We start from the raw sequence: 20,885 nt of genomic DNA, 5'->3' as shown, positions 1-20,885 counted from the left end.
CATCCATCCCCCCAGGAGGTCCGGAGTGAGCGGCCCCGATAACGACAAGGACGTGGGTTCCGCGTCCGAGCGCGATTGGACCGATGTCCAGTCCGGTCCCGAATTCACTGAGCTCAAGCGGCGGCTGCGGGTCTTCGTCTTCCCCATGACCGCCTTCTTCATCGTGTGGTATCTGCTGTACGTCCTGCTCGCCAGCTACGCGCCCGAATTCATGGCGACCCCGGTGTTCGGCAACGTCAACCTCGGCCTGATCTTCGGGCTGCTGCAGTTCGTCACCACCTTCGCCATCACGGGCCTGTACGCGAGCTACGCCAACCGGCGGCTCGACCCGATCGCCGACAAGCTCCGCACCGAGCTTGAGGAGACGAGCCGATGACCACCCACGCCCCCCTCGACGCCGGCCTTGCCGCCGAGACCGGCACCATCCCCGAGATCAACCCCGTGCTGAACATGAGCGTGTTCGGGCTCTTCGTCGCGATCACGCTGTTCATCGTGTTCCGGGCCAGCCGCAACACGAAGACCGCGGCGGACTACTACGCGGCCGGCCGCTCGTTCACCGGCCCGCAGAACGGCTTCGCCATCGCCGGCGACTACCTGTCCGCCGCTTCGTTCCTCGGCATCTGCGGCGCCATCGCGATCCACGGCTACGACGGGTTCCTCTACTCGATCGGCTTCCTGGTGGCCTGGCTGGTGGCGCTGCTGCTCGTCGCCGAGCTGCTGCGCAACACCGGCAAGTTCACCATGGGCGACGTGCTGGCGTTCCGCATGCGCCAGCGCCCGGTCCGCGCCGCGGCGGCCGTCGCCACCCTGGCGGTCTCCTTCTTCTACCTGCTGGCGCAGATGGCCGGTGCGGGCTCGCTGGTGAACCTGCTGCTGGGCATCGAGAGCAACATCGGCCAGAACCTGGTGATCGCCGCGGTCGGCGTCGTCATGATCATCTACGTGCTGATCGGCGGCATGAAGGGCACCACCTGGGTGCAGATCATCAAGGCGGGCCTGCTGATCGGCGGCGCCCTGGTGATGACCCTGTGGGTGCTGGCGCTCAACGGCTTCAACCTGTCCGAGCTGCTCGCCCAGGCGGTCGCCCGGGAGGACGGTGCCGGCGAGGCCCTGCTGGCGCCCGGTGCCCAGTACGGCGAGAGCTGGCTGACCAAGCTCGACTTCGTCTCCCTGGGCATCGCCCTGGTGCTGGGTACCGCCGGGCTGCCGCACGTGCTGATGCGCTTCTACACGGTGCCGACGGCTAAGGAGGCCCGCCGGTCCGTCGTCTGGGCCATCTCGCTGATCGGCCTGTTCTACCTGTTCACGCTGGTGCTGGGCTACGGCGCGGGCGCCCTGGTGGGTGCGGACGCCATCAACAGCGCTCCCGGCGGCGTCAACTCGGCAGCGCCGCTGCTCGCACTGGCGCTGGGCGGTCCGCTGCTGCTCGGGTTCATCGCGGCGGTGGCCTTCGCGACGATCCTCGCGGTGGTCGCCGGCCTGACGATCACGGCGTCGGCGTCCTTCGCACACGACGTCTACGTCAACGTGTTCCGGCGCGGCGCCGCCGACCAGGTCAACGAAGTCAAGATCGCCCGGATCACCGCGCTGGTCATCGGTGCGGCCGCCATCGCCGGCGGCGTGCTGGCGAAGAACCAGAACGTGGCCTTCCTGGTGGCGCTGGCCTTCGCGGTCGCGGCCTCGGCGAACCTGCCGACCATCCTGTACACGCTCTTCTGGAAGCGGTTCAACACCCGCGGCGCCCTGTGGAGCATGTACGGCGGCCTCACCACCGCTCTGGTCCTGATCGTGCTCTCGCCGGCCGTGTCGGGGTCGGAGACGGCGATGCTCCCCGGCGCCGACTTCGCCCTGTTCCCGCTGAGCAACCCGGGCATCATCTCGATCCCGGTGTCCTTCCTGCTCGGCTGGCTGGGAACGGTGACCAACAACGAGTCCAACCCGAAGAAGCAGGCGGAGATGGAAGTCCGCTCGCTCACCGGAATCGGCGCAGAGAAGGCAACCTCGCACTAGCGGGCCGAGCCCTCTCGGCTGCACCGACCGCGGGCGCGGCCGCACCGCCGCGCCCGCACCGTACCGGCCGCGCCGTCCACAGCCTGTGGACGGCGCGGCCGGCGCATGTCCGCCACCGCGGTGCCCCCGGCCCGCGGCCCCTGTATTTCCTGCAGGTCAGCAGTTCTGCGACGGACCGCCGCGGAGCGACCGCCAAGGGCGGACGTACCCCCATCAACTTGACAATTCGCCCCGCACTCGCGAATGCTGCCGGACCACGTGGCGCCCCCGAACGCCCCCGCTCCATACCGGAGGAACCCCGTGAACGATTTCCTACTCGTGCTGACCGGCGGCGGCATCGCCCTCGTCAGTAGCGTGGCCGTCACCTGGCTGCACGCCCGCCACGTGCACCGCGGCGAGGTCCGGACCGCCACCCGCGAGTCGACCCGCCAGTTGACCGGCCTGTTCATCGCCGAGCGCGAGGCGGCCGTCGACGGGCGCTCGCCCACCGCCTCGGTCGCCGAGGCGGAGATGATGGCGGTCGCCGTGACCGACCGCAAGACCCGCGAGCGCGTCCGCGCGCTCATCCGGCTGCTGCGCGAGCTGCACCTGCCCGAACTGCAGGAGCTCGGCGGCCAGACCGGCGAGTCCGGCCGCCGGATCATCTGCGACCACGCCCTCGAGGTCCTCGGCGCGCACTTCCGCGGCGAGCGGCTGCCGGCCGTACCGGAACCCGTCCAGCGCATGCTGGACGTCGAGGACGAAGCGCTGAACATCCACACCGGCGGCGCACCCGCCGCCCCGGCGCCGAGCCCCGCCGGAAAGGGCTCCGTCCCCGCCGGGAAGGCCGGCGCGGCGAAGGCGGCCGGGAAGGCCGCCCCGAAGAACACCGGCGCCCCGGGCGCCGGCAGCGCCTCCGGCAGCACCAAGGAGGCGAAGAAGGAGCCGACCCGCAAGCCGGGCCGCCGTCCGCGCTCGGCAGGAGCCGACGACAGCGCAGACACCGCGCGCCGCACCGGCGCCGTCGCGAAGGACCCCGAGGAAAGCTCCTTCTGGAACGAGTAAGCGTGTGAGGCCGCACGGCACGGCGCCGGCGCGTTGAGGGACGTGCACCCACGCCACCCCATTGGGGGCCGCAGCACCGGGGGCGCTGCACTGGGTACGCCGCACCAGCGGCGGGACGCCCTCCCGAGTGGGCCTGCACCCCGTTCCCTCCGCGCGAGGCGGGAGCCTCCCGCGCCGCCCCCTCCGCGAACAGCACCGCGCCCCGCCCGCCCGCACGAGTCTGCGGGCCGGCGGGGCGTTTGCATGCGCCCGGCCAGCGCAGCCGATCGGCTCCTGGAGCTGCACCAAGGCCGCCACACAAGTTCGCAAAGTGCATTGAAGCAGACATTTTTTCCGGCCGTCCGGCAACAATGCCCCCTGAGGGCACGCATCCCCTCAGAAGCGCGGAAGGGGGAACCCATGGCCATCAGCGGCATCATCAGCGCGATCGTGGTCGGGCTGATCATCGGTGCACTCGGACGGCTCGTCATCCCAGGAAAGCAGCATCTGCCCATTTGGCTGACCCTGGTGCTGGGCATCGTCGCCGCATTCGTCGGCGGCTGGATCGCCTCGCTTTTCGCCACGGCCTGGCTGTTTGTGCTGATCGTGCAGATCGTCGTGGCCGCGGCCCTGGTCTACCTCGTGGACGGGCTCTACGCCAAGCGCAGCTGACCGCGCCGGCCCGGGGGTGCGCCCGTTTTTCCGGCGCGCCCCCGCAGGCCGCGTCTGCGGCCCCGAACGGCCGGGCGCGGGGACAGAACACCCGACGAGCGCCGAAAGCGCATCCGGAGGACGCGGCGCCATCACGATCCGACATGTTTTCCGGCGGCAATCAGGGCGGCTGAATCGAAATTCGGGCATCCCCGCCGCGCATTATTAGGCGCCCGTCTCATAGGATCTGCTGCACTGCCCCACAGCAGTACGCCTCCCTCCCCCACTGCGTTCTGGTCTGCCCGTCTCCGCTGCGGCCGCCGCCGGCGTCCGGGCCGACCTGCTCCCGCCCGCCCGCCGAGCCGAGAAGAACCCCTCGATGCCCGCTGAACCCGATGACGCATCCGCAAACGGCGACCCGGCACGCCCCGACGGCGGCGCGCGGAACCCGGACGGACCCGCCGCCGGCGCACCCGCCCCCGACGCGGAATCCCCTGCCGCCGCGGAGAGCACAGACACCGCTTCAGGTGCCACGGACACCGATACCGGCAAAGCCGAATCCGAGACCGAAACCCGGTCCGCGACCGGCGCAGACTCCACCGCCGCTGATGCCAGCGCCGCCCCGGGCGCCGAGAGCGCGGCGGGTACCGCCGCCACCGGCTCGCACCCGGCGCCGCGCAAGCGCCGCCGCGGTCGGATCGCCGCCTGGACGGCCGTCGGCCTGGTCCTTGTCCTGACCGCCGGAGCCGGCGGCGCGGCCGCCTACTTCCGGTCGCTCCGCTCCGACATGGTCCAGCACGACCTGGGCAGCGCCCTCGTCGAGGAGGAGCGCCCGGAGAAGATCGGCGACGACCTCAACATCCTGTTCATCGGCTCGGACGGGCGCGAGGACGGCAACGCCGAGTACGGCGGCAAGGACTTCGCGGGCGAGCGCTCCGACTCGCTGATGCTCGCCCACATCTCCCCGGACAGCCGCGTCACCGTGGTGAACTTCCCCCGGGACTCCCTCGTGCAGCTGCCGGAATGCGGGGAGTACGGCGAGACCGAGGGCACCGCCCCCTACTACGGGATGATTAATGCGGCCCTGTTCCACGGCGGCCCGCCGTGCGTCGTCAAGACCATCGAGTCGCTGACCGACATCCGCATCGACCACTTCGCCCACCTGAGCTTCGTCGGCTTCCGCGACATGGTGGACGCGGTCGGCGGCGTCACCATGTGCATCCCCGAGCCGATGGAGGACGAGCGGGCCAAGCTCGACCTGGACGCCGGCGAGCAGCGGCTCGACGGCGAGGAGTCGCTCGCGTTCGTGCGGGCCCGCTACGAGATCGGCGACGGCGGCGACATCGGCCGCATCGACCGGCAGCAGATGTTCCTCGGTGCGCTCGCCGAGGAGGCCACCGGCAGCGACGTGCTCTCCGACCCCGGCAAGCTCGACGGGCTGCTGCGGGCGGTCACCGCGCACACGGCGACAGACGACGACCTGGTCTTCTCCGAGATGGTGTCGATCGGCGCGACGCTCGCCGAGACCGACCTGACCGACATCGAGTTCTACACGGTGCCGTGGACGACCGCGCCTTTCGACCCCAACCGGGTGGTGTGGCGGGAGGACGACGCCGCGCGGCTGTTCACGTCGATCCGCGAGGACCGGCCGATCGACGCCGACCTGGAGTCGAACGGCGCCGACCCGTCGGCCTCCCCGTCCCCATCGCCGTCCGCCTCCCCGGAGGCGGACCGGGAACCGGGCGATGCCGGCCCGGCGGGCTTCGACGGCGGGGCCGCATTCACCCCGGTCGCACTCGACGAGGACGGCGAAGGCGCCGACGAGGACTCCATCGAGGGCCGCGACGCCACCGCCGACCCGTGCAGCGACGGCCTGGGGGAGGGGACCGACGAGGAGGGCGGTGGCCAGCCCGCCGACTGAGCCGCCGGTGCACTGCCGTGCACCGTGTCCGGATCCGGCCGCCGCCCGCGTGCTCAGCGGCTGGATCCGGCACCGGATGGCATGATCAGAACCGAACCGAATGCCCGCGAACCGGGTCCCAACGGGTAGTACCGGGCCCCACCCGCACACAGTGGCACCGCCCTTCAGGGAACCGGCCCCGGCGCCGCGGCATCTGATCCCCCGTCACCCCCCGCACACCGTGCCCGCTCGTCGCCGCGACGAAGTGTCGGCACGGCCCCGCTGGCACCGCCGCCCCGGCTGCGCCGGCGGCCGACCGGCGGCGACTCCGCCGCACCGACCGCCCGTCTCCACTCCGACGCTCTGGAGGACCCGCAGTGACTCCCCGCTCCTTCCCATCCCCTGCCATCCGGCGGGGGGCGATCGGCGCCGCCGCCGTCGTCCTGCTCGCCTCGGGATGCAGCGGCGGTGAGGAGGGCGACCTCACCGGCGCCGCCGAGAAGGCCGAAGTCTCCATCTCCCCCGCCGACGGCAGCACCAAGGTGCCGTTCGGCGCGCCGATCACGGTCGCCGCGGAGAACGGGGAGATCACCGACGTGGTGGTCGAGCAGAGCGCGCCGGACGGGGAGGGCGAGGCCGACACGTCGCTCACCGGCAGCCTGAGCAAGGACAAGGCCACCTGGACCAGCGACTGGACGCTGACGCCGGGCAGCGACGTCACCGTCACCGCGATCGCGGAGAACTCCGACGGCGAGGGCACCGAAGCCGTCAGCACCTTCGCCGCCGAGGAGGCCGCGGACGGTCCGCGCCTGGAGGTGAAGACCGACACCCGCGAACGCCAGCTGATCACCGACTCCAAGGTCGGCGTGGGCATGCCGATCGTGGTCGACTTCGACATGCCGGTGGAGAACAAGGCGGAGGTCGAGTCGGCCATCGACGTCGTCTCGGAGAAGCCGGCGCAGGGCGCGTGGAACTGGTTCGGCGACAAGCGGGCCGTGTTCCGCACCGAGGAGTACTGGGAGCCGGACCAGAAGGTCACCGTCGACCTCAACCTGGCCGGGGTCGAGGCGTCGGACGGCGTCTACGGCATGAAGAACAGCGAGTTCTCCTTCGAGGTCGGCCGCGAGCAGCTGACCGAGGTCGACAACGAAGAGCACACCATGACGGTGCAGCGCGACGGGGAGCAGGTCAAGGAGTTCCCGGTCAGCCTCGGCCAGAACACGCAGCAGGACTGGGTGACGCGCAGCGGTGTCCACCTCACCATGGACAAGCACACCAACTACCGCATGAGCAACGACACGATGGGCGTCAGCAAGGACGACCCCACCTACTACGAGGAGATCGTGGACCACGCGGTCCGCATCTCGGACTCGGGCGAGTTCCTGCACAGCGCCCCGTGGAACGGCCAGCTGGGTGAGGCCAACACCAGCCACGGCTGCATCAACATGGACAGCGCCGACGCGAAGTGGTTCTACGACGAGTCGCTGCCCGGCGACCCGGTGGACGTGGTGAACAGCGGCCGCCCCATGGAGGTCGACAACGGCTGGGGCTTCTGGGTGGAGGACTGGGACAAGTGGCTCGAGGGCAGCGCCCTCGGCGAGCCCACCGACACCACCGAGGCCGGCACCCCCGGCTCCCCGCACCACGCCGAGGCCGAAGCGGCCGAGTAGCCGTCCGGCCCGACACTTGCACGGAGCCCGCGCCCCGGAACGACGGGGCGCGGGCTCCGTGCCGTCGCGGCGCCGGGGGGCGGCTCCTCCGGCACCCCCTGCCGCGCGCAGGCGGTGTTCCCGCGCGCTGCGGGCCCGGGCAGGGGCACCGGGCCCCGGCACGCGAAAGCCCCGCGACCTCAGCGGGTGTCGCGGGGCGGCCGCCGCCCGCGGTCCCAGCGGACACCGCGGGCGGCGGGGCTTCTCAGGCGCCGTGCTGGAGGCTGATGCCTTCGGTCAGGGCGCTGTCCACGGGCTCCTCGAGCGGGGTGCCGCCGGTGACGCCGGCGACGGCCTCGCGGTCGACGGTCACCAGGGGCTCGGCGGCCACCGCGTCAACGCCGTCGCCCAGGGCCTCGGCGGTGTTGGGCAGGGCCGAGCGGACCGTCCCGGCGGCGTCGTCGGGCTCGGGCAGCTCCTCGGCCGCGGCGCCGGCGTCCGCGCTGGCCGCACTGTGCACCGGCGAGCCCGCTTCAGGCGCGGTGTCCACGCCGGTGACGCCGGCCAGCGTCCTGCCCGGCTCCTCGTCGGCGGGCAGCAGGTCGGTGCGGACCCCGGACGGGGCGGATGCGTTCAGGTCCGGCTCGGCCAGCGGCAGCCCTGCCGCACCGCCGGGTGCCTCGTCGCCGCCCTGGTCGTGGCTGAGCATGTCGCGCGGGTCGTCCTGCTCCATCAGCACCACCATGTCGGTGACGCCCTTCGCCGCGTCGCGCAGGTCCGCGCCCGCGTCCGGCAGCGGGTTGCCGACCAGGGACGGCGCGGACTCCGCGGACTGCGGCTGCCGCGGCTCCAGTCCGACGCTGCCGAAGGCCGCGTCACTCGCGGTGCCGATCACGTCGTCGGCCGCCGTCAGCCCGGAGCCGACGGCGGGACCGGTGCCGGACGCGTCGCCGGCGGAGCTCCCCAGGTTGCGGGTGTCCGGCGCGGGCAGCACCACGGACAGCTCGGGCACGTCCGGTGCGTAGCCGGCCTGCGCCGCCCCCAGCGCGTCGGTGACCGGGCCGGTCGCGGGGTCGAGGGGGGACGGCCCCGCGGCGAACGCGACGCCGGCGCCCAGGGCTGCGAAGCCGGCCGCGCCGGCGGCGACCATGGCGGCGGTGGCGGATGTGCGGGCGAAGTCAAACATGAAGACGGGTCCTTTCGGTCGGGCCGGGCGGCGGCTGGGCGCCTCCCGCGCGTCCTGATCTGCTGGCGATGTGCTTGCGGTGCTTCTGCGGTGTCCCGCAGGGCGTCCGCCGCGCCGGAGGCGCTGCGCTGCTGCGGGTGCGGTCGGATCTGCGCCGGCCGGCGTGAACCACTTCCGCGGGCGGAAGGGGCTCACGTCGGCCCCCAGGGACTGGGCGGGCAGTGAGATGCGGGACGGCCGTCGCGGCGCTGCGCGGGTGCCCCGCCGGCCAGGCCGGCGGGCCGCACGAGCGGGCGGCTAGTCCGGCGAGATGGCAGCTTCGTCGGCGGCCTGCCGGACCGCGCCGCCTGCGGCGTCGGCCGGGAGCAGCCGCTGCACGGGGCCGGGCACGGCGGCGATCGCCGACGGCAGGTGGCCCGGGTGGGCGACCGGCGCGGTCTGCACGGTGGTCTGCGGCGCCGATCCATGGGGGCTGCGCTCGCCGCCGGCCGGCGTTTCCGGCCGCTCGGCGGAGCCGCGGTCGCCGGCCTGCGCCGCCGTACCGTCCGCGGCTGCCTGCTGGAGTGCGGCGCGCGGCTGTGCACCACCGCGGTCCGGACGCTCCGCGCGCGGCCGCTCAGTGCGCTCGTCCCCGTGATCGGCAGCCTGGGCACCGTCGGAGTCCGCTGCGGTGCGCTGGTGCGGGTGGTGCTGCGTGCCGCCCGGATCGGCCGGCGGGTCCGCCACCGCACCGAGCGCGTCAACGGCCGATCCCAGCCGGACCGCCCCGAGGTCTGCGGACCCGGCGCCGCGGGGCGGGGCCGTCTCCGCCGCGGCCGTGCCGACCGCGCGCACGGCGCTGCCCGCATGCTCCACCAGGTCGGCGGCGGGGCGCGGAGCCTCGCCGCCGGAGGCGGCAGCGCCGACGACACCGCGGACCGTGTCGGGCGCTCCGGTCTCGGCGACAGCCCCGGTGACCGCAGCGACGCCGTCGCCGACGGCCCCTTCTGCCCCGGGCGCCGGCGTGGGCGGCTGCGGTGCGTCCTCCGGCGGGTCGGGGGTGTGCTCCGGCGGCTCCGCGTGCTCCGCGCCGTCCGCCTGCCCTGCGACCTGCGCGGCACCGCCGAGCACGCTTTCGGCCCTGTCTGCGGCCGTGTCCGCCGCCGCAGCGGCGGCCGCCGCGGTCCAGGCCGCGAGAGCGATCGCGCAGAGGCAGAGGAGGCGCACCAGCGGGCGCAGCAGCGCGGCGCGCGCGCACTCGGCGCGCTCCGTCGCGGGGCTGCACTGCACGGGAGACCTCGATCCGGCCGGGCCCGCCGATATGACGGGGCGAATTCGATGCGCTACCGATTGTGACGGTACCACTATTCGGGTTTCGGTCACCCGAGAATCGATATCGGCGCCGTCCCCGACCACTCCGCGCGGATGCTCCATCCGCGCTGGGGCGCGTCCGGCGGCGCCGGCAGCGGACCGTGCCACCAGTGCGCCGGGGCGGCGCGGAACAGGGCGCCCCGGGGCCGGCAAGTGGGGATCCGAACGTGCGTGCGGCCCGGGCGGGGTAGCGTGGTCGGCGGAGGTGTGGACACGTGGCCGAACCCCCTGAAACGCCCGCCCCCGCGGACATCCCGGGCCCCGGCTCCGCCCCCTGGACGGCGGGCCCCGGCGCCGCCGACCCCCTTTCCGGTACGCCCGTCCCACCGCCGGCCGCAACCGGGCCCACCCGCGCAGAGGCGTCCGGGACCGCGGCGCGGACACCGGGGCCTTCCGCTGAGGCGCATGCCGCAGGCACCGCCCGCGAGGACCGCCCGGCCGGTGCAGCCGACCGCACCGCCCGCGAGGACCGCCCGGCCGGTGCAGCCGACCGCGCCGGCGGCGCGGACCGCTCCGGGCTCGCGCTGCTGCTGGCGGAGCTGAACACGCAGCTGCGGACAGAGGCGTCGACGCGGGGCCGGATGGACTCGCTCCTGGAAGCGGTGCTCGCCATCGGCGGCGACCTCGACCTGGCGACCGTGCTGCGTCGGCTCACCCAGGCCGCCGCCGACCTCGTCGACGCCCGCTACGCCGGGCTCGGCGTGATCGGCGACGACGGCCGCTTCTCCGAGTTCATCCCGGTCGGCCTCACCGCCGAGGGGACCGCGCGGATGGGCCGCTTCCCGCACGGGACCGGCCTGTTCTCCGCGCTCACCGAAAGCCGCTCCTCGCTGCGCATGGCGGATCTCACCGAGCACCCGCGCTTCACCGGCTTCCCGAGGAACCACCCGCCGATGCGCACCTTCCTCGGCGTGCCGATCCAGGTGCGCGGCACGGTCTTCGGCCACCTCTACCTCACCGAGAAGCGCGGCGGCGGCCAGTTCGACGCGAGCGACGAGTCGGCGGTCACCGCGCTCGCCGCGGCCGCCGGCGTCGCCATCACCAACGCCCGCCTGTACGAGAAGACCCTCTCCCGGGAGCGCTGGCTGTCCGCCTCCACCGAGATCACCACCCGCCTGCTGTCCGGCGACAACACCAGCGAAGTGCTGCAGCTGCTCGCCAAGCACGCCCGCGAGATGTCCGACGCCGACGTGGCCGTGGTCCTGCTGCCCGATCGGCACGGCACCGAGCTGACCGCGGAGATCGCCAACGGCACCGTCGCCTCCGAGGTGATCGGCACCCGGCTGCTCATCTCCGACACCGCCTGCGGCGAGTGCTACCGGAGCGGGGACGCGGTCGCCATCCCCGACCTGCGCCACGCGAACTGCCCCATGCTCACGCACCGCGGCTTCGGCCCCGGCCTGCTGATCCCGCTCGGCACCCCGGAGCGGACCCGGGGCGTGCTACTGCTCGGCAAGCAGGCCCGCCGCGCGCCGTTCGCCGAGCCCACCCGGCAGATGATCAACGCCTTCGCCGGGCAGGCCGCGGTCGCCCTGGAGCTCGCCGACGCGCGGCGCGACACCGAGCGCCTCGCCGTACTGGAGGACCGCGACCGGATCGCGAAGGATCTGCACGACGTCGTCATCCAGCGGCTGTTCGCCTCGGCGATGTCGCTGATGAGCACGGTGCGGCTGATCGGCGACGACGCGGCGCGCAAGCGCGTCCAGCACACCATCGACGACCTCGACGAGACCATCCGCGAGATCCGCTCGACCGTCTTCGCGCTGCAGCACGCTCCGTCCCAGCAGGACACGTCGCTGCGCGGCCGCATCCTCGCGGCGGCCGAGGGCGCGGCGCGCTCGCTCGGCTGCCAGCCGGGCGTGCGCCTGGAGGGCCCGATCGACGCGTCGGTCTGCCCGGACGTGGCCGAACACCTGCTCGCCGTGCTCGGCGAGGCGCTGTCCAACGTGGCCCGGCACGCGCAGGCGACCGAGGTGCACGTGTCCGTGGACGTCGGCGACCACGTCACGCTGCAGGTCACCGACAACGGCCGCGGCATCCCGGAGGGCGGCCGGCGCAGCGGGCTGCGCAACATGCGGGAGCGGGCGGCCGGCCTCGGTGGCCGCTTCGCCGCCGAACCCGCGCCGGACGGCGGCACGGTCCTCGCCTGGAGCGTCCCGCTGTCCTCCGCCGCCGCGGAGAACGCCGGCTTCGACTACGCCTGACGGTCGGCGGCACCGTTCCCGGAGCCGCCGCGGGGGATCCCGGCCTTCCCGGATCGCGCGGCCCGGCCCCAGCCCCCGTACACAGCGCTCTCAGCGCTGCGCGGGGGCCGTGAGGCAGAAGACGTTGCCCTCGGGGTCGCGGAGGACCTGGAAGGATCCCTGCTCGTCGGTGACCGGGGCACCGACAGCGGTGGCGCCGTGGGCCACGGCTGCCGCGGAGGCCGCCGCGATGTCGCCGACCCTCAGGTCCAGGTGGATGCGGTCCACCGGAACCGGGGCCGGGTCGGGCTGGAATGAGAGGCGCGGCCGCGCGCCCTCGCCCGCCAGTACGGCCCAGCCATCCGCGCGGACGGCCGGTTCGACGCCGAGCAGGCGGCCCCAGAAGCGCGCCAGAGCGGCGGGATCGGCGGCGTTCACCACGATCTGGTCGAAGGCGGCTGCGGCCGGGGGCGGCGGGGGCCCGCCCGGGAGGCCGGATGCCGGAGGGGGGTTCACCATGCCCCGACGTTAGGGCGTGTTTGGTGGACAACTGCGCTACTGCGCGACGAACGCCACCCACCCGACACGTCCTAGGGCGCCGCGCCCGCGGTCACCAGTGGTCGGAGCCGCTGGGGCGGTTGCGGTTGCGGAGTTCGGCGACGAGGACGGCGGCCTGGGTGCGGCGCTTGAGGTCGAGTTTGGAGAGCAGGCTCGACACGTAGTTCTTCACGGTCTTCTCGGCAAGGTACAGGCGCTCGCCGATCTGCCGGTTGGTGAGGCCCTCACCGATCAGGTCGAGGATCTGCCGCTCCTGCGGGCTGAGCTCGGCCAGCGGGTCGGGCTCGACGGTGCTGCTGCGCAGCCGCTCCATGACCCGGCCGGTGCTGCCCGGGTCGAGCAGCGAGCCGCCCGCGGCGACCGTGCGGACCGCGCCGACCAGGTCGGCGCCGTGGATCTGCTTGAGGACGTAGCCCGCCGCGCCGGCCATCACCGCCTCGAAGAGCGCCTCGTCGTCGGCGAACGAGGTGAGCATCAGGCACGCGATGCCGGGCCGCTCGGAACGGATCTCCCGGCACACGCCGACGCCGGAACCGCCGGGCAGCCGCACGTCCAGCACCGCGACGTCGGGCGATGCGGCCGGGATGCGCGCGAGGGCCTGCTCGGCGGTGCCCGCCTCGCCGACCACCTTCATGTCCGGCTCGCTCTCGAGCAGGGCGGACACACCCCGGCGGACGACCTCGTGGTCATCGACGAGGAACACCCGGATCGGTTCCCGCTCTGACGCCTCGGCCATGGTCCGCCTTCCGCCGTATCTGGTCTGTGCCGCGCCGGGCTGCGGCCGCTGCGGACCGGGTCCGCGCGGTGGCCGCGCCGTCGCGGGGCTGCTTGCGCTGTCGGTTCGGTGCTGCTGCGCGGCGGCCGGCTGCGCCGCCGCGCTGCGGCCCCAGCGCCGTTCCGCCGGGCTGCTCCGCGCCGCCCGAACGGGCGATGCGGACGGCCGCGCTTTGACCGTATCGCCGTCCGGCGGCGCCTCAGCGGCGGCCTCCGCACGGGATCGACGGTATCCGGACCCGCGGTTCGCAACCGCGCCAAAAGTCGCGGATCGGCGGCGACGAAGGTCCTGAACCGCCGAAGGCTCACGTTCAGCCGTGCCGCGGCGTACCGGCGCACCCTGCGGTGCAGGCCGGGGCGCGGCGGTGTCCGCGGCGCGGGCCCCGCAGAGCAACGCGGCGCCGGCCGGGTGCGGCTGCTCCACCCGGCCGGCGCCGGACACCTGCCTCTCGCGCCGCCCCGGGCGCCCCGCGCGGACCTCCGGAACGCGACCGCCGCTAGCGGCGGTCGGCCCCCTCGAACGCGTGGGCTGCGGCCAGGACCCGCGCGTCCGCGTGCCGCGGGCCGACGATCTGCAGGCCGACCGGCAGGTCGTGCGCAGTGCCGCAGGGAACGCTGATCGCGGGCTGGGAGGTCATGTTGAACGGGTAGCTGAACCCGGCCCACGACGTCCACCGCGGGTCGTCCCACCCCTCGGGCACCTCGCGGCCGGCCTCGAACGGCACGATGCCGACCGCGGGGGTCACCAGCAGGTCGTACTGCTCGTGGAAGCGGCCCATCGCCTCGCCGAGCGCCATCCGCACGGCGGTGGCGTCGAGGTAGTCCTGCGCCGTGTAGCCCAGCCCCTCCTCGATGACCTCCTGCAGGCCCGGGTCGATCAGGTGGCGCTTGTCGCCGGGCACCCCCGCCATGGCCTTCGCTGCGCCGCTGAACCAGAGCACGTGGAACGCCTGCCGGCAGTCCTCCAGCGGCGGGTCGACCTGCTCGACCCGGGCGCCCAGCCGCTCCAGCTCCGCGACTGCCGCGCGCACGGCGGCCGCGACCTCCGGATCGACGTAGAGGCCGTGCAGCGCCGGGCTGTAGGCGATGCGCAGCGCGCGCACGTCGACGGTGTCGAGCGCGGCGCGGAACGACTCGGCGGGCGGCGGCATCGCGCCCCAGTCGCGCGGATCGGGTCCGGACATGACGTCGAGCATCAGCGCGCAGTCGGCGACGGTGCGGGTCATCGGACCGGAGTGCGCGAGCGCGCCGAACGCGCTGGCCGGGTAGTGCGGCACGCGCCCCCAGGTGGGCTTCAGCGCGACGGTGCCGGTGAACGCCGCCGGGATCCGCACCGAGCCCCCGCCGTCGGTGCCGGTCGCCAGCGGCCCCATGCCGGCGGCGACCGCGGCGGAGGCACCGCCGCTGGAGCCGCCCGGGGTGAGCGCGAGGTCGAGCGGGTTGCGGGTGACCCCGGTCAGCGGGGAGTCGGTGACCGCCTTCCACGCGATCTCCGGCGTGGTGGTCTTGCCGGTGAAGACGGCCCCGGCTTCGCGCAGCCGGGCAACGGCGGGCGAGTCCTCCGGCCAGTCGCGGTCGGCGTCGGCGGTGGCCGAGCCGCGCAGCGTGGGGCGGCTGCGGGTGAGCATGATGTCCTTGATCGCGGTGGGGACGCCGTCCACCGCGCCGGAGGGGGCGCCGGCCCGCCACCGGCGGTCGGACTCCGCCGCGGCGGCCCGCGCCTCGTCCGCCCACACCTGGCTGAACGCGTTGACGGCCGGGTTCGTGCGCTCGATGCGCTCCAGGACCGCCTCGGTGGCGTCGACCGGGGAGAGCGCGCCGGAGGCGTAGTGCGCCAGCAGGTCGGTGGCCGGGAGGTCGGCCGGGTTCGCGTCGGCATTGCCGGCACCCGGCTGGGCGGGCACCCCCGCCGGGACCCGGTCGGAACTCGTCGTCATCCCCATGACCTCTTTTCCGTGCGGCCGCTCAGCGAGCGGCGGCGGCTGGTGGTGCGGGCGGTGCCGGGTGCTGCTGGGAGGCGCCCGGCGGGCCGATCAGCGGGGGTGGGGCTCAGGAGGCGGGGTACCCGCGCTCCTTGTCCACCGGGTTGAGCGGGGCCTCACCGCCGAGGCGGCGGTCGAGTTCGGTGAGGAAGAGCCGGACCAGCTCGCCGCGCCAGCCGGCCGCATCGCCGGACATGTGCGGCGAGACGATGGCCTGCGGCAGGGACCACAGCGGCGAGGTCACCGGCAGCGGCTCCTCCTCGAAGACGTCCAGCGCGGCGCCGGCGATGGCGCCGGACTCCAGGGCGGCGGCGAGGTCGGCCTCGACCACGGTGGGGCCGCGGCCGACGTTGATCAGCCGCGCCGTGGGGCGCATCCGGGCGAACGCGCCGGCGCCGAAGAGGCCGCGGGTGGCCGGGGTGAGCGGCGCCGCGCAGACGACGTAGTCGGCGCGGGGCAGCGCGTCGTCGAGACCGCCGGGCACGCCCAGCCGGGCCTCGCTCACGGTGCCGAAATCGGGGTCGCCGGTGCGCGGGGTGCGGCCGGCGCCCTCCACGGTGAGCCCGGCGGCGCGCAGCAGGCGCGCGGTGGCGCGGCCGATGCCGCCGGTTCCGACGACCAGGGCGTGCCGGCCTTCGGCGCGCTCGGTCTCCCGCCACTCCCAGATCCGGTCGCGCTGCCGGTCGCGGGTGGTGTGCAGGCCCTTGGCGAAGGAGAGGACGAAGCCCAGCACGGTCTCGGCGATGGGCCCGTCGAAGACACCGCGCGAATTGGTGACCTCGACCCTGCTGTCCACCAGCGCGGGGAACATCAGGTTGTCGACGCCGGTCGTGGCGGCGTGCACCCACTCCAGCGCATCCGCCTTGGGCCACGCTGCGGTGAGCGCCTCGGTGAACAGGTCCCACACGAGGAGGTACTGCGCGCCGGGCAGCGCGGCGGGCAGGGTGTCCGCCGTGGCATAGCGGATGGCGCCGAGGCCGGGATGGCCGTCGATGCGCTCGTGGCCGGGCGGCAGGTCGCGTCCGTGCAGGACGACGAGGGCGGGGGCTGCACTGCTGGTCGGGCGGGTCACGGGGGCGGCTCCGAAGCGGACGTGGCGGGCGATGCTGGTTCGTGCGCTGCAGACGGGTCGGCGCGCGCTCCACGGTGCGATCGGCACGGTCGGCGTGCCCGCGGCCGGTGTAGTGGCGGCCGGTCCGCTGGCGCCGGACGGCCTGGGCCGTCCGGCGAGGCACACGCTAGGGACCCGCACGTCGGATTGTCAACAATCGACATTTGCCGCCGTGTCCGGAACACTCGGACAGCGGAGCGGCCCCGCCCCCGCGCTCGATCACTCCCGCCCCACTGCGTTCCCGGAGCCGCCGCACGCACCGCACCGCACGGTGTCACAAAGAAGTAACACACCGCGGCGGCGGAGCCATTGCCCGTCGGGGCCCGCGATCGTACGATTGTTGACAATCAGCGGGCGGCGGCCCTTCTATAGACAGCACAGAGAGAACAGCGGCCCAGCCGCGGCGCCGCCCATCCGCTGCGCCGCACCGACGCACAGGGGCGGCTCCGCGCCGCGGCACACGGCCCCCGCCCGCACCCCCGGTCCAGAAAGGGCAGGTTCACCATGCCCCGGTACATGTCGATCTCCCTGGAGAAGCGCGGCGTCGAATGCGTCGCCGAGCTCTACGACAAGGACGCCCCGCGCACCTGCGAGGCGGTGTGGAACGCGCTGCCCCAAGGGGGCGACATCTACCACGCGAAGTACGCCCGCAACGAGGTGTACACGATGGTGCCCCGGTTCGCCGACGAGGAGCCGGGCCAGGAGAACCCCACGGTGACGCCCATCCCGGGGGACGTCGTCTACTTCTCGTTCAACGGCGGCATGCTCGACCGCCGCTTCAAAGAGGAGAAGAGCATCGACCACCTGCCCGGGGTGATCGACCTGGCGATCTTCTACGGGCGCAACAACCTGCTGCTCAACGGCGACGTCGGCTGGGTGCCGGGCAACGTCTACGCCGGCATCGTCGACGGCCTGGACCGGATGGCCGAGGCATGCAACGACGTGTGGCGCTCCGGTGCCGTCGGCGAGCGGCTCGTCTACCGCCGGATCGAAGACTGACGCTGCGCCGCACCGGTCCCGGCGCCGGCCGCCGCACCTCCGCACGGAGTCCGCACCGCGACCGAGCACAGCCGGGATCCCGGCCCCAATCCCCCGCACAGGGCGCCCGGCGCACCGCCGCCGGGAGCCTCCCGAACACCGGTGGAGAACGCAGAGAAGGAGGTGAGTGACCAATGCGGACCGACCTTGGCTCATCGGCATCGGGTGACGATCCGGAGGGCTCCGCCGGCGCGCAGCCGCCCGAAGCGGCCGCGGGCGAAGCCGCGGCGACGATGTCACTGCTCGGCGAGCCCGGGCGGCTTCCGGACCCCCGCATCGCGGAGGGCCTGGTGGAGATCTCGGCGCTGACCGAGGCGCCCTGGCAGTCCGGGGTGGGCATCATCGCGCCCTACGACTTCGCCCTCGACCGCGAGCTCTGGCGGTGGGCGCCCGACGACATCTCGCTCTATGTGACGCGGCTGCCCTTCGTTCCGGTGCCGGTGACCGTCGACCAGGCGTCGGCGCTGAGCGACGGCAGCGGCGCCGCGCGGGCCACCCGGGACCTGATGGCGCCCGAGCCGCTGGTCATCGGCTACGCCTGCGCCTCGGGCAGCTTCGTGCACGGGACCGAGGGGCAGCTGCGGCTCTCCCAGGCGATCCTGGACGCCGGCGCGCCGGCCGCGGTCACCACCTCCGGCGCCATGATCGATGCCCTGGAGGCGCTCGGGCTGCGCCGGATCGCCGTCGTCACGCCCTACGTCGACAGCGTCACCGACCGGCTCCTCGCCTACCTCGGCGAGCACGGCATCGAGACCACGTCCAGTGTCGGGCTCGGCCTGCTCGGCCACATCTGGCGGGTGGGCTACGCCGAGGTGGCGCAGGCGGTGCGCGAGGCCGACCGGCCGGACGCCGAGGCCGTCTACATCAGCTGCACCAACGTCCTGACCTACGACATCATCGCGCCGCTGGAGCGCATGCTCGGCAAGCCGGTCATCGCGGCCAACCAGGTCACCATGTGGGCGGCCCTGCGCGCGATCGGCCGCGGCGCGGTCGCCCGCGGCCAGCACCTGGTGGACGCCACCGCGCGGGCCGCGCAGACATGACCGGCCCGGGGCGGTCCGCGGCACCGCGCCCCGCCCACCCCCGCAGCACGGCACCACCGCATGCAGTGCATCCGCAGCACCGGACGCAGCACCCGGCGGCGCAGCACCCGAGGGCGGCGCCCCCCGAGAGCAAAGGCGGTTCAGCAACGATGACCAGCGTCGGATTCCTCTACCCCGGCTACAGCGCCGAGGACGACTACCCCCGGTTCGCCGAGCGGCTCGGCCCGGGCGTCGGCCTGCACGTCGTGCACACCCTGATGCGGGAGGACGCGCACCGCGTCGACGCGCTACTCGACGTGGGCGGCGCCGACGTGCTCAGCGAAGGCGCGCGGGCGCTGCGCACCGCCGGCGTGGACGCCGCGATGTGGGCCTGCACCAGCGGAAGCTTCGTGTTCGGCTGGGAGGGCGCCGAGGAGCAGGCCGCCGGGGTGGCGGCCGAGGCGGGGGTGCCGGCGTCCAGCACGTCCTTCGCGTTCGTCGCGGCGGCGCGGCAGCTGCGGCTGTCCCGGGTGGCGGTGGCCGCAACCTACCCGGAGGACGTCGCGGAGCGGTTCGCCGCCTTCCTCGGCCGGGCCGGCGTCGAGGTCGCCGCGTGGCGCGGCCGCGGCATCGTGACGGCGGCGGAGGTCGGCACCCTGGAGGCCGGCGACGTGCTGGACTGGGTGGCTGCCGGCGACCACCCCGACGCCGAGGCGGTCCTGGTCCCGGACACGGCGCTGCACAGCGCGGAGATCCTCGACGACCTGGAGGCGCGGCTCGGCAAGCCGGTGCTGACGGCCAACCAGGTGACCGTGTGGGAGGGCCTGCGCCTGGCCGGGGACACGGCTCCGCGGCGGGGCCTGGGCACCCTGTTCCGCACCGCGGCGGAGGTCGCCGCAGGCTGAGTCCGGGCCCCGGCGGGCCGGCCGCCGGGGGCCGCGGGCGGCCAGCGGCCGGACACACCGCCCCCCGAGATCCGGGAACAACGAGAGAGGGAACCGAGCGAAGCGGCCGCCGCGCCGGAAGCGGCGGCAGCGAACCGACAGCGCGGGCGGCTGCGGCCGCGGGCTCCCCCGGGAGGCCGCGGCCGCACAGCCGCATAGGGTGCGGCCTGGGCGGCGCACCCCCGCCCGACCGGCCCAGCGGACCCGTCCGATGGGCGCACGATCCGCCCGGGAAAGGGTGAACTGATGCCATGACCTCGCCAGGAGGACTCCATCCGGTCCCGCGCCGCTCCACGTCCGCGCTCATCGCGGACCAGCTGCGCGAGGCCATCATGTACGGCACGCTGGCGCCCGGCGACCAACTCGGCGAGACCGACCTCGCCGGGCGGCTGGGGGTGAGCCGCGGGCCACTGCGCGAGGCGATGCAGCGCCTGGTGCAGGAAGGGCTGCTGCGCAGCGAGCGGCACCGGGGCCTGTTCGTGCGCGAACTCACGCCGGACGACGTGCACGACGTCTACGTGGCGCGGCTCGCCGTCGAGCGGACGGCGTGCGAGCTCATCATGCACGGCAACCGCGGCGAGGCCGTCGCGCGGCTGACGGCGGCACTGCAGCGCCTGGAGGAGGCGGCCGCCACGTCGGACCGGGTCGCGATGAGCGACGCCGACCAGGCATTCCACCAGACCCTGGTGTCCTGCTCCGGCAACGACCGGCTGGAGCGGATGGCCCAGACGCTGCTCGTGGAGACCCGCATGTGCCTCACGGTCATGCAGGACGTCTACCCCGAGCCCGGCGAGCTCGTGGAGGAGCACCAGAAGATCCTCGACGCCATCACCGACGGCGACGAGAACCTTCTCCTGCGCCTCATCCGCTCCCACATGGTCGACACCATCACCCGCATCAACGGCGCCGCCCGCCTCTGAAGCGCCGCGGGGCGGCAGTGGGGGGCATCGGGCATCCTGCCGCCGCCGGCGGCCGGGGCCGGGCGTCCCCGCCCGGCCCCGGCCGTCCGCGATGCACCGGAGGCCGGCCGGACACGGCGCTGGAGGCGCGCCGCTCGTCGGTCAGCCGCGCACGCCGGGCCGCACCGCCGCGGCCGACACGGTGCACGACCCCTCGGCAGCGGCCGAGCGCGGAAGCGGCAGCGCAGCACCGCGGGGCCCGCGCAATGCGGCTTCACCAGCGAGACCTGACCGGCCATCGCGCGCCAGGGCGGTCCGCTCCTGCCGCGCTCGAAACGGCACGCCTCAGCACACGCCCAGGCGTTGGCGCACGTCCGTCGGCCCTCCGATGAGCCGCCGACCTGAAGCCAGCGGGTAGGCGCCGGGGCGCTCCCACTCCGCGGACGAGACCGCGGGCAAGGCCGCGCGGCGATCCACTCCAGCCAGGCGCCAGGGCCGGCACCCGGAGCGGCAGCGCCGCCGGGGCCAGTGGCGAAGCCGCCCCGGGGAGCGGCGGGAGCCGCCCTGCGCCCCGCACGCGGTCGGACGCCGGCGGGCCGGCACCG

General features: G+C 74.4%; 17 protein-coding genes. 11 read left to right on the top strand and 6 right to left on the bottom strand.

Features of this window, described 5'->3' with window-relative positions; all coding sequences use genetic code 11:
- The first annotated feature begins 25 nt into the window (after positions 1-25).
- The 6 genes from ACYVGT_RS06215 (at position 26) to ACYVGT_RS06190 (ending at position 7,254) form a co-directional block, all read left to right on the top strand.
- Complete coding sequence (locus ACYVGT_RS06215; RefSeq protein WP_460855448.1) at positions 26-376, top strand: DUF485 domain-containing protein; 351 nt, start codon at positions 26-28, stop codon at positions 374-376.
- Positions 373-2,010, top strand: a complete 1,638-nt coding sequence (locus ACYVGT_RS06210) for a solute symporter family protein (protein ID WP_460855447.1) — start codon at positions 373-375, stop codon at positions 2,008-2,010. Before ACYVGT_RS06215 ends, ACYVGT_RS06210 begins: the two co-directional genes overlap by 4 nt.
- Positions 2,011-2,310: 300 nt before the next feature.
- A complete protein-coding gene (locus ACYVGT_RS06205; protein ID WP_460855446.1) occupies positions 2,311-3,054 on the top strand; it encodes a hypothetical protein in 744 nt (247 codons plus the stop codon).
- 399 nt (positions 3,055-3,453) lie between these two features.
- Entirely contained in the window at positions 3,454-3,705 is a 252-nt protein-coding gene (locus ACYVGT_RS06200; RefSeq protein WP_460855445.1) for a GlsB/YeaQ/YmgE family stress response membrane protein, read from the top strand.
- A gap of 358 nt (positions 3,706-4,063) precedes the next feature.
- Positions 4,064-5,605: an LCP family protein gene (locus ACYVGT_RS06195; RefSeq protein ID WP_460855444.1), complete on the top strand. Its 1,542-nt coding sequence runs from the start codon at positions 4,064-4,066 to the stop codon at positions 5,603-5,605.
- A 356-nt stretch (positions 5,606-5,961) separates the two neighbouring features.
- Positions 5,962-7,254, top strand: a complete 1,293-nt coding sequence (locus tag ACYVGT_RS06190; RefSeq protein WP_460855443.1) for a L,D-transpeptidase — start codon at positions 5,962-5,964, stop codon at positions 7,252-7,254.
- A gap of 244 nt (positions 7,255-7,498) precedes the next feature.
- On the opposite strand, the gene ACYVGT_RS06185 is transcribed toward ACYVGT_RS06190, so the two are convergent.
- On the bottom strand, positions 7,499-8,419 hold the full coding sequence (locus tag ACYVGT_RS06185) for a hypothetical protein (protein WP_460855442.1): 921 nt from the start codon (positions 8,417-8,419) through the stop codon (positions 7,499-7,501).
- Between the two features lie 297 nt (positions 8,420-8,716).
- Positions 8,717-9,688 carry a hypothetical protein gene (locus tag ACYVGT_RS06180; RefSeq protein WP_460855441.1) on the bottom strand — a complete coding sequence of 324 codons (972 nt, stop codon included), beginning with the start codon at positions 9,686-9,688 and terminating at the stop codon, positions 8,717-8,719.
- 605 nt (positions 9,689-10,293) lie between these two features.
- Here ACYVGT_RS06180 and ACYVGT_RS06175 point away from each other — a divergent pair.
- Positions 10,294-11,973: a sensor histidine kinase gene (locus ACYVGT_RS06175; RefSeq protein WP_460855541.1), complete on the top strand. Its 1,680-nt coding sequence runs from the start codon at positions 10,294-10,296 to the stop codon at positions 11,971-11,973.
- A gap of 90 nt (positions 11,974-12,063) precedes the next feature.
- Here the strand turns inward: ACYVGT_RS06175 and ACYVGT_RS06170 are convergent, their stop codons facing one another.
- The 4 genes from ACYVGT_RS06170 to ACYVGT_RS06155 all read right to left on the bottom strand — a co-directional run bounded on the left by ACYVGT_RS06170 (position 12,064) and on the right by ACYVGT_RS06155 (position 16,338).
- Positions 12,064-12,471: a VOC family protein gene (locus ACYVGT_RS06170; protein ID WP_460855440.1), complete on the bottom strand. Its 408-nt coding sequence runs from the start codon at positions 12,469-12,471 to the stop codon at positions 12,064-12,066.
- 91 nt (positions 12,472-12,562) lie between these two features.
- A complete protein-coding gene (locus ACYVGT_RS06165) occupies positions 12,563-13,246 on the bottom strand; it encodes a response regulator (protein ID WP_460855439.1) in 684 nt (227 codons plus the stop codon).
- 535 nt (positions 13,247-13,781) lie between these two features.
- Positions 13,782-15,221 (bottom strand): amidase, encoded by a 1,440-nt coding sequence (locus ACYVGT_RS06160; protein WP_460855438.1) that lies wholly within the window; start codon positions 15,219-15,221, stop codon positions 13,782-13,784.
- Positions 15,222-15,333: 112 nt separating this feature from the next.
- Entirely contained in the window at positions 15,334-16,338 is a 1,005-nt protein-coding gene (locus tag ACYVGT_RS06155) for a D-2-hydroxyacid dehydrogenase (protein WP_460855437.1), read from the bottom strand.
- Positions 16,339-16,893: 555 nt separating this feature from the next.
- Here ACYVGT_RS06155 and ACYVGT_RS06150 point away from each other — a divergent pair.
- The 4 genes from ACYVGT_RS06150 to ACYVGT_RS06135 all read left to right on the top strand — a co-directional run bounded on the left by ACYVGT_RS06150 (position 16,894) and on the right by ACYVGT_RS06135 (position 20,301).
- Positions 16,894-17,376, top strand: a complete 483-nt coding sequence (locus ACYVGT_RS06150) for a DUF3830 family protein (RefSeq protein ID WP_460855436.1) — start codon at positions 16,894-16,896, stop codon at positions 17,374-17,376.
- A gap of 173 nt (positions 17,377-17,549) precedes the next feature.
- Positions 17,550-18,458, top strand: a complete 909-nt coding sequence (locus ACYVGT_RS06145) for a maleate cis-trans isomerase family protein (RefSeq protein ID WP_460855435.1) — start codon at positions 17,550-17,552, stop codon at positions 18,456-18,458.
- A gap of 149 nt (positions 18,459-18,607) precedes the next feature.
- Positions 18,608-19,342 (top strand): maleate cis-trans isomerase family protein, encoded by a 735-nt coding sequence (locus tag ACYVGT_RS06140; RefSeq protein ID WP_460855434.1) that lies wholly within the window; start codon positions 18,608-18,610, stop codon positions 19,340-19,342.
- A 290-nt stretch (positions 19,343-19,632) separates the two neighbouring features.
- Positions 19,633-20,301: a GntR family transcriptional regulator gene (locus tag ACYVGT_RS06135; RefSeq protein WP_460855433.1), complete on the top strand. Its 669-nt coding sequence runs from the start codon at positions 19,633-19,635 to the stop codon at positions 20,299-20,301.
- Positions 20,302-20,885: the final 584 nt, after the last annotated feature.

The sequence above is a fragment of the Nocardiopsis coralliicola genome, from assembly GCF_054779695.1.
The sequence above is the reverse complement of the archived record's forward strand: the minus strand, read 5'-3'. Positions and strand labels throughout refer to the sequence as shown.

Bases quoted from the DNA above. Each gene is read 5' to 3' on its own strand.
- ACYVGT_RS06160 (WP_460855438.1), bottom strand. From the start codon at position 15,221: ATGACGACGAGTTCCGACCGGGTCCCGGCGGGGGTGCCCGCCCAGCCG.
- ACYVGT_RS06135 (WP_460855433.1), top strand. From the start codon at position 19,633: ATGACCTCGCCAGGAGGACTCCATCCGGTCCCGCGCCGCTCCACGTCC.
- ACYVGT_RS06165 (WP_460855439.1), bottom strand. From the start codon at position 13,246: ATGGCCGAGGCGTCAGAGCGGGAACCGATCCGGGTGTTCCTCGTCGAT.
- ACYVGT_RS06185 (WP_460855442.1), bottom strand. From the start codon at position 8,419: ATGTTTGACTTCGCCCGCACATCCGCCACCGCCGCCATGGTCGCCGCC.
- ACYVGT_RS06170 (WP_460855440.1), bottom strand. From the start codon at position 12,471: ATGGTGAACCCCCCTCCGGCATCCGGCCTCCCGGGCGGGCCCCCGCCG.
- ACYVGT_RS06195 (WP_460855444.1), top strand. From the start codon at position 4,064: ATGCCCGCTGAACCCGATGACGCATCCGCAAACGGCGACCCGGCACGC.
- ACYVGT_RS06140 (WP_460855434.1), top strand. From the start codon at position 18,608: ATGACCAGCGTCGGATTCCTCTACCCCGGCTACAGCGCCGAGGACGAC.
- ACYVGT_RS06210 (WP_460855447.1), top strand. From the start codon at position 373: ATGACCACCCACGCCCCCCTCGACGCCGGCCTTGCCGCCGAGACCGGC.
- ACYVGT_RS06150 (WP_460855436.1), top strand. From the start codon at position 16,894: ATGTCGATCTCCCTGGAGAAGCGCGGCGTCGAATGCGTCGCCGAGCTC.
- ACYVGT_RS06145 (WP_460855435.1), top strand. From the start codon at position 17,550: ATGCGGACCGACCTTGGCTCATCGGCATCGGGTGACGATCCGGAGGGC.
- ACYVGT_RS06200 (WP_460855445.1), top strand. From the start codon at position 3,454: ATGGCCATCAGCGGCATCATCAGCGCGATCGTGGTCGGGCTGATCATC.